Raw genomic sequence first — 1,500 nt, forward strand, 5'->3', positions numbered from 1 at the left:
AAGATACGGAACGTGGTTCCGCTTGGCAAGCCGGGCCTGCCACCAGCGGAAGCGGTCCGTGATCACCCGTGATCACCTGTGTCACCGCCGATCGGTGACACGAGATCACCACCGCGCCCGACCCCGCCCCGGCAGCCTTCGCGGCACGGCGACCGAACAGGCGGTCCGCACCGTCGAGGGGCTGCGGCGCCGCTGCGGGGACGTGGTCGCGCTCGACGGCGTCGTCATGCCGGTCGGGATCCTCGTGCTGTTCAACCTGCTCCGCGGGAGCCAGGCCAACCAGGGGGAACCGCCGTGGTCGCCACCTTCGGCGCGCACGGCGTGATCACCGTCGCCCCGCTCCCGGGCGCCCTGCACGCCTGGCCGCTCGCCCTGCTGTCCGGCCTGTGGATGCCGGTCGAGCTGCTCCCCGACGCCGTCGGCCGGCTCGCCCGCTTCCTGCCCACCCACCACCTCGCGCAGCTCGGCGCGGGCACCTCGGGCGTCCACCTGCTCGCGCTCCTGGTCACCGGGGCCGTCGCCGCGCCTGGGAGTGGCCGCTCGGGTTCGCGGTGTGCGCGGCCACGACCGCTTTGTGGGGGAAGTCGTTGCACACCAACGGTTCCCCGCGTCGCATCTGGTCCGCGATCGTGCCGATGGCGGTTCTCGGCGCTGGGCGGCGAGGTGCGGCGCGACGGGCGGCACGACGCTGACCGTCACCGTCCCGACGGGGGCGGCCGGGTGATCCGGGTGGTGCCGGCCGAGTGCACGGTCCGCAACTACCCGTCCACGGCGATGGCGAAGCTCGCCGCCCGCAACCGCGCCGAGGCGGCGCGGATCGCGGGGGAGCGGGGCTGGTTGTGGGCGTCCCGCCGGGGCGGCAGGGCGCCGCCCACCGTCAGGAGCGCCGGGCCCGCTCGCGCGGCTGTCAGCGTTCGCACGGGGACCGGGCGTGGCAGCCGGTTGTGCGGAACCCGGTGCGAAGCCGCGCGGAACCCGTGCGCGGCTCAGGGGTCAGAGCGGGTCGAGCCTGCGGCGCAGGAGGCAGAACTCGTTGCCCTCCGGGTCGGCCAGCACGTGCCAGGACTCCTCGCCGGTCTGCCCGACGTCGGCGCGGCGCGCGCCGAGGGCCAGCAGGCGCTCCAGCTCGGCGTCCTGGTCGCGGTCGGTGGCGTTCACGTCGATGTGCAGCCGTGTCCTGTCCGGCTGCGGCCGCTCCTGCTTGCTGAGGATCAGAGTCGGCCGCGCCCCGCCGAACCCCTCGCGCGGGCCGATCTCGATGTCCTCCCCGTCACGGTCCAGCTCCACGAAGTCGAGCACCTCGCACCAGAACCGCGCGAGCAGCTCCGGGTCACGGCACTCCAGCACCAGTTCACTGATCCGACTCGCCATGAGGCCTCACCTTCCCATCGGAAGCACGAGCCCGCGACCGTACCGCCCCGCCCCACCCCGCACCACGCGAGAGGTGTCACGGCTCAGCCGGCGCCGCGCAGGTCGGCGACGACACGGAAGCGCTCCAGG

3 protein-coding genes are annotated in these 1,500 nt (G+C 74.3%); 1 reads left to right on the forward strand and 2 read right to left on the reverse strand.

Features of this window, described 5'->3' with window-relative positions; all coding sequences use genetic code 11:
- Nucleotides 1-94 precede the first annotated feature (94 nt).
- Nucleotides 95-325 carry a hypothetical protein gene (locus tag ACTUAL_RS22300; RefSeq protein WP_440901610.1) on the forward strand — a complete coding sequence of 77 codons (231 nt, stop codon included), beginning with the start codon at nucleotides 95-97 and terminating at the stop codon, nucleotides 323-325.
- 433 nt (nucleotides 326-758) lie between these two features.
- Here ACTUAL_RS22300 and ACTUAL_RS22305 read toward each other — a convergent pair whose 3' ends face one another.
- Entirely contained in the window at nucleotides 759-920 is a 162-nt protein-coding gene (locus tag ACTUAL_RS22305; RefSeq protein WP_440901611.1) for a hypothetical protein, read from the reverse strand.
- Between the two features lie 73 nt (nucleotides 921-993).
- Nucleotides 994-1,371, reverse strand: coding sequence for a VOC family protein (locus ACTUAL_RS22310; protein ID WP_440901612.1), 378 nt, complete (start codon nucleotides 1,369-1,371; stop codon nucleotides 994-996).
- Nucleotides 1,372-1,500: the final 129 nt, after the last annotated feature.

This window comes from Actinosynnema sp. (assembly GCF_052038725.1).

Bases quoted from the DNA above. Each gene is read 5' to 3' on its own strand.
- ACTUAL_RS22310 (WP_440901612.1), bottom strand. From the start codon at position 1,371: ATGGCGAGTCGGATCAGTGAACTGGTGCTGGAGTGCCGTGACCCGGAG.